This is a genomic window from Mesorhizobium ventifaucium, from assembly GCF_935822925.1.
Taxonomy (GTDB): Bacteria; Pseudomonadota; Alphaproteobacteria; order Rhizobiales; family Rhizobiaceae; genus Mesorhizobium; species Mesorhizobium ventifaucium.
On record NZ_CAKXZS010000024.1, the window covers coordinates 351,009 to 363,075 of the forward strand.

At 62.8% G+C, this 12,067-nt stretch carries 13 protein-coding genes, 1 other RNA gene and 1 pseudogene; 2 read left to right on the forward strand and 13 right to left on the reverse strand.

Annotation, left to right across the window (positions count from 1 at the left end):
* Window positions 1-2: 2 nt before the first annotated feature.
* The 7 genes from NMG70_RS22395 to NMG70_RS22425 form a co-directional block, all read right to left on the reverse strand.
* On the reverse strand, window positions 3-155 hold the full coding sequence (locus NMG70_RS22395; RefSeq protein ID WP_254026529.1) for a hypothetical protein: 153 nt from the start codon (window positions 153-155) through the stop codon (window positions 3-5).
* Window positions 156-158: 3 nt separating this feature from the next.
* Window positions 159-1,673 (reverse strand): DegQ family serine endoprotease, encoded by a 1,515-nt coding sequence (locus NMG70_RS22400; RefSeq protein ID WP_254026530.1) that lies wholly within the window; start codon window positions 1,671-1,673, stop codon window positions 159-161.
* A gap of 138 nt (window positions 1,674-1,811) precedes the next feature.
* Entirely contained in the window at window positions 1,812-2,000 is a 189-nt protein-coding gene (locus tag NMG70_RS22405; RefSeq protein ID WP_202367061.1) for a DUF2065 domain-containing protein, read from the reverse strand.
* A 6-nt stretch (window positions 2,001-2,006) separates the two neighbouring features.
* The gene (hflC, locus tag NMG70_RS22410) at window positions 2,007-2,984 is read right to left on the reverse strand and encodes a protease modulator HflC (RefSeq protein WP_254026531.1); all 978 of its coding nucleotides are present in this window, start codon (window positions 2,982-2,984) and stop codon (window positions 2,007-2,009) included.
* Window positions 2,984-4,087, reverse strand: coding sequence for an FtsH protease activity modulator HflK (gene hflK / locus NMG70_RS22415; protein ID WP_254026532.1), 1,104 nt, complete (start codon window positions 4,085-4,087; stop codon window positions 2,984-2,986). Before hflK ends, hflC begins: the two co-directional genes overlap by 1 nt.
* 142 nt (window positions 4,088-4,229) lie before the next feature.
* Complete coding sequence (locus tag NMG70_RS22420; RefSeq protein ID WP_254026533.1) at window positions 4,230-4,748, reverse strand: dihydrofolate reductase; 519 nt, start codon at window positions 4,746-4,748, stop codon at window positions 4,230-4,232.
* The gene (locus NMG70_RS22425) at window positions 4,748-5,761 is read right to left on the reverse strand and encodes a DUF4424 domain-containing protein (protein ID WP_254026534.1); all 1,014 of its coding nucleotides are present in this window, start codon (window positions 5,759-5,761) and stop codon (window positions 4,748-4,750) included. Before NMG70_RS22425 ends, NMG70_RS22420 begins: the two co-directional genes overlap by 1 nt.
* 244 nt (window positions 5,762-6,005) lie before the next feature.
* Between NMG70_RS22425 and cobF the strand changes: the two genes are divergently transcribed.
* Window positions 6,006-6,779: a precorrin-6A synthase (deacetylating) gene (cobF, locus tag NMG70_RS22430; protein WP_254026535.1), complete on the forward strand. Its 774-nt coding sequence runs from the start codon at window positions 6,006-6,008 to the stop codon at window positions 6,777-6,779.
* Window positions 6,780-6,806: 27 nt separating this feature from the next.
* Here the strand turns inward: cobF and NMG70_RS22435 are convergent, their stop codons facing one another.
* The 6 genes and pseudogenes from NMG70_RS22435 to NMG70_RS22460 all read right to left on the reverse strand — a co-directional run bounded on the left by NMG70_RS22435 (window position 6,807) and on the right by NMG70_RS22460 (window position 11,417).
* Window positions 6,807-7,148 carry a winged helix-turn-helix domain-containing protein gene (locus tag NMG70_RS22435; protein WP_023798788.1) on the reverse strand — a complete coding sequence of 114 codons (342 nt, stop codon included), beginning with the start codon at window positions 7,146-7,148 and terminating at the stop codon, window positions 6,807-6,809.
* Window positions 7,149-7,235: 87 nt separating this feature from the next.
* Window positions 7,236-8,347 (reverse strand): annotated as a pseudogene (gene modC / locus NMG70_RS22440) (molybdenum ABC transporter ATP-binding protein).
* Window positions 8,344-9,048, reverse strand: a complete 705-nt coding sequence (gene modB, locus NMG70_RS22445; protein ID WP_254026536.1) for a molybdate ABC transporter permease subunit — start codon at window positions 9,046-9,048, stop codon at window positions 8,344-8,346. The pseudogene modC and the gene modB overlap by 4 nt, the downstream one beginning before the upstream one ends.
* Window positions 9,049-9,061: 13 nt before the next feature.
* The gene (modA, locus tag NMG70_RS22450; RefSeq protein WP_254026537.1) at window positions 9,062-9,859 is read right to left on the reverse strand and encodes a molybdate ABC transporter substrate-binding protein; all 798 of its coding nucleotides are present in this window, start codon (window positions 9,857-9,859) and stop codon (window positions 9,062-9,064) included.
* Window positions 9,860-10,142: 283 nt separating this feature from the next.
* Window positions 10,143-10,937, reverse strand: coding sequence for a thymidylate synthase (locus NMG70_RS22455; RefSeq protein ID WP_254026538.1), 795 nt, complete (start codon window positions 10,935-10,937; stop codon window positions 10,143-10,145).
* A gap of 168 nt (window positions 10,938-11,105) precedes the next feature.
* Complete coding sequence (locus NMG70_RS22460; RefSeq protein ID WP_254026539.1) at window positions 11,106-11,417, reverse strand: DUF2853 family protein; 312 nt, start codon at window positions 11,415-11,417, stop codon at window positions 11,106-11,108.
* A 169-nt stretch (window positions 11,418-11,586) separates the two neighbouring features.
* Between NMG70_RS22460 and ssrA the strand changes: the two genes are divergently transcribed.
* Window positions 11,587-11,943, forward strand: a transfer-messenger RNA (tmRNA) gene (gene ssrA / locus NMG70_RS22465).
* Window positions 11,944-12,067 lie beyond the last annotated feature (124 nt).

The following is a 12,067-nucleotide window of genomic DNA, read 5'->3' on the forward strand; positions in this document are numbered from 1 at the left end:
GATCAGTGCTTGTCAAACGGCAGCTCGTCGCCGGGTTGCGGCGGTTTGACGCCGACGCGATCGAGCACTTTCGCGAAATCATCGCCCGATGCATCACCAGCCCGTCGACGTAGGAAATCGGCCGCTGTCTCCATGGCTCCAACCTTTTGCGCCACGACTCAATCCATCCGGATCGTCACAAACCGCAATTCGCCGGTCTTCGACGCCAGCATCAGCAGCGCGTTCTTGCGTCCCTGCTCCTTCAACGCAGCAATCCGGTCCATGACATCCTTGGGCGTGGCAACCGATTCCTGCGCGATCTCGGTGATCACCTCGCCGGCCTGGATGCCGCGCTCGGCGGCGGCCGAATCCTTGGCGACTTCGGTGATGACGACGCCGGAGACTTCGGCGGCGATGCCGAATTTCGTTCGCGTCTCGTCGTTGAGCTCGCCAACGGTCATGCCGAGCACGGAAGCCGTCGAGACGGCAGGCGCCTTGTCGCCGGTGTCCTGGTCGGTATTGCCGTTCTCGCCGCTGGCAAGCTTTTCGCCATCTTCAAGCCGGCCAAGCGTCACCTTCACGGTCTGCTCGACGCCCTTGCGCACGATGACCACGTCGACAGCCTTGCCGACCGTGCTCTCCGCGACGACGCGCGGCAGGTCGCGCATTTCATTGACGTCCCTGCCGTCGAACTTGATGATGACGTCGCCGGCCAGGATGGTGCCGTTGTCGACAGGCCCGCCCTTGATGACGCCGGCAACCAGCGCGCCCTTGGCGGTCGCCATGCCGAGGCTTTCGGCAATGTCGTCCGTCACCGGCTGGATGCGCACGCCGAGCCAGCCGCGCCGCGTCTCGCCGAACTGGCGGAGTTGGTCGACGACGCCCAACGCCAGCTGCGAGGGAATGGAAAACCCGATGCCGATCGAGCCGCCGGACGGCGAGATGATCGCCGTGTTGATGCCGATCACCTCGCCGGCGCTGTTGAAAAGCGGCCCGCCGGAATTGCCGCGGTTGATCGCGGCATCGGTCTGGATGAAATCGTCATAGGGGCCGGAATTGATGTCGCGGTTGCGGGCCGAGACGATGCCGACCGTCACGGTGCCGCCGAGGCCGAACGGATTGCCGATCGCCATCACCCAGTCACCGACGCGCATCTTGCTGGAATCGCCGAATTTCACCGCCGTCAGTTTGTGCCCTTTCGGATCGACCTTCAGCACCGCCACGTCGGTCTTGGTGTCGGTGCCGACCAGCGTCGCCTTCAGCGTCACGCCGTCGGAGAAATTCACCTCGATGTCGTCGGCATCGGCGATTACGTGGTTATTCGTCACCACGATGCCTTGCTCGGCGTCGACCACGAAGCCTGAGCCCAGCGACTGCACCTTTTGCGAGGGGTTGCCCTGTTCGCCGGGACGGTTCTTGAAGAAATCGTCGAAGAAGTCCTGGAAAGGCGAGCCCTCTGGAAGCTGCGGCATCGGCACCGCGCCCGGGCCCTCCGTGCCCTTCACCCTCTGTGAGGTCGATATATTGACCACGGCGCCGAGCAAGCCCTGCGCAAGATCGGCGACCGAAGCCGGGCCGTCGGCGGCGGCCGCTGGCGTCACCAGCGGCGGGACGGTAGCGGCGCCGATAAGAAGTGCTGCAGCACCCGCGGTGAACGTCCGCCTCGCCGCGCGCAAAAAGCTGTTGAATGTCATCGAGAAGTCTCCCGGTGTCTCTGAGAAGAAAAGCGCTCGCCGAAGACGCTGCGTCGAGCCATGTTGGCAAGAAATACGGCACGTTTGCGGCTATGGCTATCGGCGGAGGATAAATCCTCCGTTATTCCGAAATCATCGTCATCCACCACGCACCAGCCAGACGAGGCCGACACCAACGGCGATTGCAATCAGCCCAGCGATCCGCAGCGTATTCTCCGGCATCGACAGGACTTCGCCGGCAAGTTTTTTGGCGAGGCCGGGAAAGCCGCCATAGACCAGGCCCTCGACGACGAGAACCAGGCCTATTGCCGCCAGAAAGTCCTGCACCGGCCGCTACTGGCCGGTGCCTGGCTGCGCTGCCGGTGCACCGGGTGCACGGGGCGCCGCTGCTGCACCAGGCGCTGCTGGTGTGGCCGGCGCTGCCGGCGTGTCCGCGCCGGCGGGATTGCGGAAGAAACGGAAGAAATCCGAATTCGGCGACAGCACCATCGTCGTCCCAGTATTGTCCAGCGCCGTGCCGTAGGCATTCATCGACCGGTAAAAGTCGAAGAAGGCTGGATCGCGCTGGTAGGCGTTCGCGAAGGTGGCGCTGCGTTGAGCTTCGCCCTCACCGCGCAGGATTTCAGACTCCCTCCGTGCCTCGGCGACGATCTCCACCACTTCGCGGTCGGCGCGCGCCCTGATGCGCTGCGCCGCCTCGTTGCCGCGCGCCCGCAGCCGCTCGGCTTCGGCCAGACGCTCAGCCTTCATGCGGTCATATGTCTGTTGCGAGACTTCCGCCGTCAAATCGGTCCGGCGAATGCGGACATCCTCGATCTGCAGTCCGAGCGACGTGGCGTCAGGCCTCAGCTGATCGCGCACTTCGCGCATCATCACGGCTCGCTCTTCCGAGAGCGCCGCCTCGAAGTCGCGCAGACCGTAAACACGGCGCAAGGCGGCGTCGAGACGCGTCCTCAAGCGTGCCTCGGCCAGCTCGATCTGGCCGGACACCGCGGAGCGAAACACGCGCGGATCCGATATCCGATAAGCGATGAAGGCGTCGACCTCGTAGAACTTGCCGCCCGAAACCTGGACGCGGATGTTGTCGAGGTCGAAGCGCAGCACCCTGTTTTCGATCAACTGCACACTATCGGCATCGAAGAAGGCGAACGGCGCCTTGAAATAAATGCCCGGCTGGCTCTTGACGTCGACGATCTCGCCGAACCTGAGCACCAGTGCCTGCTGGCGCGCATTGACAACGAAGACCGACGAATAGAGCAGGAACAGGACGACCGCGGCGATGACCGCGATGATGGGAAGACGGTTGGCCATCACTGGTTTCCTCCCAGCACCGGCGCCGGCGCCTTCTGCTGCAATGCCGGCAGCGGCAGATAGGGGACGACCCCTGGTCCGCTGCCTTGCTCGATAATGACCTTGCTGGAGTCCTTCAGAACCCTCTCCATCGTTTCCAGGTAAAGCCGCTGGCGCGTCACATCCGGCGCCTTGGCGTATTCGTCATAGATCGAGATAAAGCGCTGCGCCTCGCCTTCGGCCTCCTGCACGACCCGGTTCTTGTAACCGGCCGCCTCCTCGCGGATCTGTGCGGCCTCGCCGCGCGCCTGGCCGAGCTTCTGGTTGGAATACTGGTTGGCCTGCTCCACGAACTTGTCCTCGTCCTGTTCCGCGCGCTGCACCTCATCAAAGGCGTCGGCCACTTCGCGCGGCGGTGCGGCATCCTCGATCGAGATCGCGTTGACGTTCAGGCCGGCCTTATAGCCGTCCAGCGTCGTCTGGATGATTTCGCGCACGGACGCAGCAATGCCCTCGCGATCGTCACGGAAAATGTCCTGCGCCGGCCGCCGGCCGACCGCTTCGCGCATGGCGCTTTCGGCGACCTGGCGCAGCATGCCGTCGGGATCGGACACGTCGAACAGATAGGCTCTTGGATCGGAGACCTGATAGGCCACCGAGAACTGCACGTTGACGATGTTCTGGTCGCCCGAAAGCATCAGACCTGAACCGTTGCCGGAGGCCGTGCCGCCGCCGATGTTGACGAGTTGTTCGGCGATGTTGGCCGTCTCGACTGTCTCGATGGGCCACCAATGGAAATGCAGGCCGGGCTGGGAGAGCTCCGCTTTTGGCACGCCGAATCTGAGTTCGACCGCAACCTCGTCGGGCTGCACGGTATAGACCGCCTTGAACGCCCACAGCGCTATAAGCGCTGCCGCGATCAATCCGAACACGGCTGGGCTGGCGCCACCGCCACCCGGCAAAGCACGCCGCAACCTGTCCTGGCCGCGCCGGATGATGTCTTCGAGATCGGGAGGCGAGCCCTGCGGACCGCTAGGCCCCTTTGGTCCCTGCCCCCAGGGTCCTGGATTGTTGCCGCCGCCCCACGGGCCGCCGCCTCCGCCGCTTTTGTCATTCCAGGGCATGAATGTCCTTTCGCTCCCTCACGCGCCGGCCTGACGACGCAAAATCCAGTGTTGTCCTTCTATAGGGATGCGACGGCGCGCTTTCAACGCGATCGGTCGTCGTCACCGTCCGTTTTGGACCGTCGCGACCCTTTACCGTCCCTCAATGCACGTCGCGGCGTCGCTCGTAAACCGAATAGCGTGTCGCATGACTATCCTTTTCACCGGCCGGAACGTCCTGAGAGCGGCCGATGCGCCACAAGTCCGGGTCGATCGGCGGGAAATGCGCGTCGCCGTCGACCGCGGCAAGGACGTGGGTGACATGCAAGCGGTCGGCCAGCGACAGCGCCTGGGCATAGATCTCGCCGCCGCCGACGATGCAGATTTCGTCGGCGCCGGCCATGCAGCGCCCGCGCGCTTTGGCCAGGCGGATCGCCTCGTCGAGCGAATGCACGACTTCGACGCCCTCGGCGCGCCAGGCCTTGTCGCGGGTCACCACGATATTGAGCCTGCCAGGCAGAGGCCGGCCGATGCCTTCATAGGTCTTGCGACCCATGATGATAGGTTTGCCCATCGTGTCGGCCTTGAACCGCCTGAGATCGCTGGAAAGCCGCCACGGCAAACCGCCATCGCGCCCGATCACACCGTTTTCGGCGATGGCGACATAGATCGCGACGTCCATCAGCCGCCGCTCCCGCCATCGCCCGAAGGTGTCAGCAGCAATATGTCGATGTCGTGCTCAGGGTAGAAATTCTCTGCCGTCATCTCGAAACGCGTCGGCCCGACTTTCCTGACGTTTTCGCCACAGAACGAGACCAGGTTCTTCGGATCGCCCTTGTCGACGGTCAGCTTGAACTTGCCGATCGAGCCCGTCGCCCAGTTGCCGCCGGTGGTCAGGACATAGGCGATGCGGTTCTCGAAATATCTCGGAGTGCCGTCGGGATTGCCCTTTGCTGCCTTGCGGATGGCGTTCTCGAACGTGCCGTCCATGCAGTAACGGGTCTTGTAGGCGGCGTATTGGCCCTGGAACTGGCCGTCATAGAAGAAGCTGACCGAGGACGTGCCGCCGACGCTGGGCTTGTAGCGATGGGCGACGCGGACTGCCTTGTTGGCTGGAAAGGTCGAGCGCCACCAATAGGTCGAGCGCAATTGCCAGAACGGCACGTAGACGGTTTTCATACCCGAACCGTCGTCGGCGGTGTCCTCGATGATGAGGCCGCGGTCGACCCAGTCGTCGGCAACCGCTTGCGGCAGCTTCGCCAATGCCGCCCTGGCCGCATCGCCGAACGGGTAGAACGGCACGTTCTGCGCCTTGAGATCGGCGCTGATGTCAATGCCGAGCGCAAACGCCTTCTGCTCGAGCTGCGGCTTTGCCGCCACGCCGTCTATCGTCACCTCGAAGCCGAGGAAATTGTCGCTCTGGCCGGCGGGAATTGCCGGCATCTCGTTCGGATCGCCTTCGAGGTCAGGCATCGGAAAGGCGACGATCGCGTCGACATCCTTGTCGGTGTTGTTGCGGAAGACGTAGTCGACCGTCACCTTTTCCGGCGAGATGTAGAGGTCCTCACTCTCCATGGCGACCGCGTCGCTGCGCGACAGGATCAGGCCGCCTGTCCCCAATTCGGCGATTGAATCATTGGCGAACACGGGCGTGGCCGAAAGCGCCAGCGCGGCGGTCAGGACATAACGGAACATGGAAGCTCCCTTGGCGAGATGCCGCTATGAGTCTATCGCATCGGCCCGAAAATCGGAATCGATTTTCGGAAAGCACGATGCGAGGATTTAAGGTGCTAGAGCGTACTTTGTGCGTCCAAGTGGACGCACGTCGCTCTAGCTGTTTCAATGTGGAGTTTCAAAGCCCTTCCGCGCTTGCGCACACGCCATGCCCACCTGCCGGGCCGTCTGGACAGCGACGTTCCGATCGGGCAGGAGATCGCTCATGCGCAAGCTTCTCGTCATCGGCATCGGCGCCGGCAATCCCGATCACATGACCGTGCAGGCCGTCGACGGCTTGAACCGCGCCGACGTGCTGTTCATTCCCGACAAGGGCGCAATAAAGAACGATCTCGCAGAACTGCGCCGCCAGATCTGCGACCGATTCGTCACCAATCCAACCTCGCGCCGCGTCGAATTCGACGTGCCGGTGCGGGCCGAGTCAGCGCCCTCCTATCGCTCGACCGTCGATGACTGGCACGAGGCGATCGCCGCGATCTATGAAAGCCTGATCCGCGACGAGCTTTCGCAAGACGGCTGCGGCGCCTTCCTGATCTGGGGCGATCCTTCGCTCTACGACAGCGCGCTACGCATCCTGGAGCGGGTGCGCATGAGAGGCAATGTCGAGTTCGAGCTCGAGGTGATCCCCGGCATCACTGCCGTCCAGGCGCTCGCCGCCAGCCATAAGATGGCGCTGAACCGCATCGGCGATGCGGTTCAGATCACCACCGGCCGCCGGCTCACCGAGGAAGGCTTGCCCGACAATGCCGGCAGCACCGTCGTCATGCTCGACGGCAAATGCGCCTTCAACACGCTGGACGACAACGACCTCGTCATCCACTGGGGCGCTTATCTCGGCACGCCCGACGAGATCCTCATTTCCGGCCGCCTTGGCGACGTTGGCGACGAGATCGTCAGGACCCGCGACGAGGCCCGCCGGAAAAAAGGCTGGATCATGGACATCTATCTGCTGCGCAAGCCCGGCGAGCCGGAGGAGTAGGCTCGGCCGGTACAGGTTCCACCGACCTCACCCGGCATCGATCTCTGCTTGTAATGCTTCCAAATGCGCCGCCGCCGCGGAAGCGGCGGCCCGTTCGATGGCGCGAAAGCGGCTGACCACCGCAAGCCCCGCCGGAGTCAACTGGGCGCCGCCGCCCTTTTTCCCACCGGTCTGCGCCGCGACCAGCGGCTTGCCGAACACCCGGTTCATGTCCTCGACCAGATCCCAGGCGTGTTTGTACGACATTTCCATGCCGCGCGCCGCCGCCGAAATCGAGCCGAAGGCGGCGATCTGCTCCAGAAGCTCGATCTTGCCCGGCCCGATGCGCCCTTCTGGATCGAGGTTTATCCGCAAGCTCAGCGACGGCATTTGCTCCTCCGCAGTCTCGCCATCCATCCTAGAAGCTCTCCGGCGATACCGCTATTCCAAAATGATATAGCGACAATCATCCGCGGGTCATCCATCCGCATCGACTGGCAGGCCGGCGCTCATATTCGCCGGTCGAAGCTAACCGTCTTGACCACCGCGTAGACCTCTCGACCAAGCCGGAGTTTCAGCGTCTGTCGCGATTGCTCGGTGATCCGGGCAAGCACGGTTGCGCCATTGCAGTCTATGCCGATCTCGACCGCAGGACCCTCGCCCGGCGCTATCGTCAGGATCGTGCCCGGCAGGATGTTGAGCGCGCTGAGACCCCTCGGCTGTTCGGTGGCGATCATCACATCGCGGGCACGGATGCGAATGCGCATCGGCGCGCCGACCGGCACTGCCAGAAGCGGCACGCGGATCTCGCCCGCCACCGAGCCGAGCACGGTCATGCCAAAGACATCGTCGTGGCGCAGCACCGCGGCATCCAGCACCGCGCCGCCTTCGCCGCGCTCCTCCGCCGGCAACAGGTCGGGCCGCTGCATGATCGCTCCGGTCGGGCCGCAAGCAGCGACTTTGCCTTGCGCCAGCACAACGACGTCGCTTGCCAGCCGCGCGACCTCTGAGATCGAATGGCTGACATAGACGATCGGAATTTTCGTCTCGTCGCGCAGCCGCTCGATATAAGGCAGGATTTCTGCCTTGCGGGCGTCGTCGAGCGAAGCCAGCGGCTCGTCCATCAGCAACAATTTCGGGCTGGCGAGCAGCGCCCGGCCGATCGCCACGCGCTGTTTCTCGCCGCCGGAAAGGCTTGCCGGCCGCCGGTCGAGCAAAGGACCGATGCCGAGAAGGTCGACCACCGCATCGATGTCCGCATAGCGTTCCGCCGACGGCGTGAACCAGCGGCCGTAGCGCAGATTGCTGGCCACGCTCATATGCGGAAACAGCCGCGCATCCTGGAACACCATGCCGATGCGGCGCTTGTGCTTGGGCACGAACAGCCCCGCATCGGTATCGACCAGCACGCGGCCGTCGGCCTCGATCCGCCCCTTGTCCGGCCGGATCAGTCCGGCGATCATGTTGATCAGCGTCGTCTTCCCGGAGCCCGAAGGCCCGAACAGCGCGGTCAGCCGCCCGGCGCTCTCGAAGCAGGCGTCGACCTCGAAGTCGCCAAGCCGATGCCTGATGTCGACGACGACCGTCATTCGATATCCATCCGCCTGCCGACGCGCCGCGCCAGCACCTCCGATGCGACAAGTGCTGCCATCGAAATGGCGATCGAGATCAGCGTCAGCCTGAGCGCGCCGGCATCGCCGCCCGGCACTTGCGTGAACGTGTAGATCGCCGACGGCAGCGTCTGCGTCTCGTTGGGGATGTTGGAAACGAAAGTGATCGTTGCGCCGAATTCGCCCATCGCCTTGGCGAAAGACAGAATAGCGCCGGTAATCAGGCCGGGCAGGATCAGCGGCAGCGTGATCGTCCCGAACACCCACAGCGGATTGGCGCCAAGCGTTCCGGCCGCCGCCTCGATTCTGCGGTCGACCGCCTCGATCGACAGCCGGATCGCCCGCACCATCAGGGGAAAGCCCATGACAGCGCAGGCCAATGCGGCACCTGTCCAGCGAAAAGAAAAAACGATGCCGAAACGCTCGGCCAGAAACGCCCCGACCGGTCCGCGCCTGCCGAAGGAGAGCAGCAGCAGATAGCCGATAACCACCGGCGGCAGGATCAACGGCAGATGCACCAGCCCGTTGAGCAGCGCTTTGCCCCAGAATTGGCCACGGGCAAGCACAAGCGCGATCAATATGCCGGGCGGCAGGCTGGCGACCATCGCCACTGTCGCCACCTTGATCGACAGCCGGACCGCGTTCCATTCGTCGGGAGTGAGGTCCAGCAGCCAGTTCATCTTTTGGCGCGCCTCAGTTGCTCGGCGTGAGGACCGTAAAGCCTTGCGCCTTGAAGAGCTCGCCTGCCTTGGCGGATTGCAGGCATTTCAGGAATGCCGGCGCATCCTTGTCCTTCGAATCCGTCATCTGGGCAACCGGATAGACGATCGGCGGGTGCGAATCTTGCGGGAAGGTGCCGATCACTTTGACGCCGGGCTCGGCATGCGCGTCGGTGGCATAGACGATGCCGAGCGCTGCCTCGCTGGTCGAGACCAGCTTGAGCGCTGCGCGCACGTTCTCGGCCTGCGCCAACTTGCCTTGGACGGAGGACCAGACGCCGAGCGATTCAAGCGCCGCCTTGCCATATTTGCCGGCCGGCACCGCTTTGAAATCGCCCATGGCAAGCCTGCCGTCACCGATCAGCCCGGCAAGATCAAAACCCTTTTCGATCCTGGCTTCGACCGTCGAATCCTTCGGCGCCACCAGCACGATCTGGTTGCCGAGCAATTTCACTTCGGAACCCGGCTTGGTCAGTTTCTTGTCGGACAGATAGTTCATCCAGTCGAGATCGGCCGAGATGAAGACATCGGCCGGCGCGCCGCCCTCGATCTGCTTGGCCAATGCGGAGCTTGCCGCATAGGAAATGGTCGCCGCCTCGCCGACATCGGCCGCGCAGGCGGTGTTCACGGCATCTAGTGCGTTCTTCATGCTTGCCGCGGCGAAGACGATCAGCCTGTCATCCGCATGGGCAACCGGCATGGCGGCGATCAATATCGTCGTAAGACCGCCAACGGCGGCCGCCTTCAATCCGAAACCTTTGCGCACCGGCATGAAACTCTCCTGGGCTTGAAATCCGATCGGCGTGACCCTGCTAGTCGATATATCCGCCTGAATATAACAAGGGAAGGTTTTTTGCCAGACTTAGCCCGGATAGTGGCCCACCGACGGCATTGCAGGTGCCGCCACCACTCTTGATCAATTGGGATGGATACAGCGCGTCGTTGCAGGCCTATGTCATTGGTCAAGGAACCGGCTGTCGTGGTCGCGGGCGGACGGCCCAGCACCGGCGAGCACATTTGAGCCAAGGTAAAGCAAAAAGCCCGATGTTTGCGGCTCACACCGCGATCGGCGCCTTGATCGTCGCATCGGCGAGGTAGTTTTCCAGCCGGAAATCTTCGAAGCGGAAGGCAAAGAGGTCCTTCACCTCCGGATTGATCCATAGCGTTGGGAGCGCCTTGGGCGTGCGCTGCAACTGTTCGCGCGCCTGCTCGAAATGGTTTGCATAAAGATGCGCATCGCCCAGCGTATGGACGAAATCGCCGGGCTTCAGCCCCGTCACCTGCGCCACCATCAAGGTGAGCAGCGCATAGGAAGCGATGTTGAACGGCACGCCGAGAAAGATATCGCCGGACCGCTGGTAGAGCTGGCAGGAGAGCCTGCCTTCCGAGACATAGAACTGGAACAGGCAATGACAGGGTGGCAGCGCCATGGCTTCCACTTCGGCCGGGTTCCACGCCGAAACGATCAGCCGCCGGGAATTAGGATTCTTGCGTATCTCCTTCAAGAGATTGGCAATCTGGTCGATGGCACCGCCATGGCCGTCCGGCCAGGAGCGCCATTGCTTGCCATAGACCGGGCCGAGGTTGCCATTCTCGTCAGCCCATTCGTCCCAGATCGAGACGCCGTGGTCGTTGAGATATCTAGTGTTGGTGTCGCCTGCCAGGAACCACAGAAGTTCATGCACGATCGACTTCAGGTGAAGCTTCTTGGTGGTGGTGACCGGAAAGCCGCGCGCTAGGTCGAAGCGCATCTGGTAGCCGAACACCGAGCGCGTTCCGGTGCCGGTGCGGTCACCGCGATCGGCGCCGTTTTCCAGCACGTGCTTCAACAGGTCGAGATATTGGCGCATCAGCTTCTGCTCGATTCGGTGGCTTCGGGGTACCGGCAATCATAACCGACTGGCTGCCGGCCGAACATGTCAAATTGCAGAATGTCCGAGCAGGCGGCTGCATAATGGCCGGCGCGGAAATCGCGCCAGCATTCCGCCTGATGCAGGATGCCTGATGCAGGATGATTGTCAGAGGCTGGCGAGCTTGCCCAGATCCTTGGCGACCAGGTAATAAAAGGTCACGCGGCTTTTGGTGTTGTCGGCCTCCATCGCCTTGCAAGCCTTTTCGATGGCCGCGTCCGCCTTGCTGCCGTCGTCGACGCCGAGCTTTTTGGCAACCCAGTTGGCCTTGACGCGATCGAGTTCGTCGGGATCCGTGCAGGACACCAGCGAGGAATCCCGATTCCTGAGCGCAATGCCCAAATGCTTCACGATCTTGGCGACCGCGTCGGCATCCGCCGCGGCGTCGTACTTCTTCACGTCTGCGAGATAATCGGCCATCAGATTTTCCCCTCGTCGCGCCATGGATCCAGTCGATGAGGGTTGTGGCGCGCTGCCGCAACAATGTGCGCTAAGCCGGTAACTCCTCACCGCCGCAAGCTTCGGTTGAGACAGTTGACAAGTCAACCCTTTCGCCATGCTGTTTGACACAGCGGATAAGCATCATTGAGGCCTTTCATTTTCCACGATCCGTCCCTATATCTGTTTCGTCGGCTCGACCGACTATGGCGATAAACAGGCGATGAAATAAGCCGTTCGGACCCGGGGGCGGTACCCGGCGCCTCCACCAAAAACCGCTCTGCAAAGGGCGGCTTTTGCTGGGGGCGAAATAGGATCGACGAAGGTGTAAAGATCGTACTTTTGCCCGGCATTGTACCACCGTTATCGGGCTAAACTTATAGTTGCCAACGACAACTATGCGGAAGCACGTCTCGCCGCGTAAGCGGTGCGATAGCTTCAATTCAAGCCCTAGTGGTTCGCACTTCTAGGCGGGGTTCGGAGGTACCTGGCAACAGAAACCTCCACTTCTCCCCTTCGATCCCACCTCCCCCTTCGATAACCGTAACGGAAGTAGGCTTGCTGGCCGCGGCTCTTGCGCTACGCCCCCTTCGCGACGCTGTCTGCCCAATCGGGTAGGAGGGAGCCTTGCG

Coding starts and splice junctions, on each gene's coding strand:
- NMG70_RS22400 (WP_254026530.1), bottom strand. CDS start 1,673: ATGACATTCAACAGCTTTTTGCGCGCGGCGAGGCGGACGTTCACCGCG.
- hflC (WP_254026531.1), bottom strand. CDS start 2,984: ATGGCCAACCGTCTTCCCATCATCGCGGTCATCGCCGCGGTCGTCCTG.
- hflK (WP_254026532.1), bottom strand. CDS start 4,087: ATGCCCTGGAATGACAAAAGCGGCGGAGGCGGCGGCCCGTGGGGCGGC.
- NMG70_RS22420 (WP_254026533.1), bottom strand. CDS start 4,748: ATGGACGTCGCGATCTATGTCGCCATCGCCGAAAACGGTGTGATCGGG.
- NMG70_RS22425 (WP_254026534.1), bottom strand. CDS start 5,761: ATGTTCCGTTATGTCCTGACCGCCGCGCTGGCGCTTTCGGCCACGCCC.
- cobF (WP_254026535.1), top strand. CDS start 6,006: ATGCGCAAGCTTCTCGTCATCGGCATCGGCGCCGGCAATCCCGATCAC.
- NMG70_RS22435 (WP_023798788.1), bottom strand. CDS start 7,148: ATGCCGTCGCTGAGCTTGCGGATAAACCTCGATCCAGAAGGGCGCATC.
- modB (WP_254026536.1), bottom strand. CDS start 9,048: ATGAACTGGCTGCTGGACCTCACTCCCGACGAATGGAACGCGGTCCGG.
- modA (WP_254026537.1), bottom strand. CDS start 9,859: ATGCCGGTGCGCAAAGGTTTCGGATTGAAGGCGGCCGCCGTTGGCGGT.
- NMG70_RS22455 (WP_254026538.1), bottom strand. CDS start 10,937: ATGCGCCAATATCTCGACCTGTTGAAGCACGTGCTGGAAAACGGCGCC.
- NMG70_RS22460 (WP_254026539.1), bottom strand. CDS start 11,417: ATGGCCGATTATCTCGCAGACGTGAAGAAGTACGACGCCGCGGCGGAT.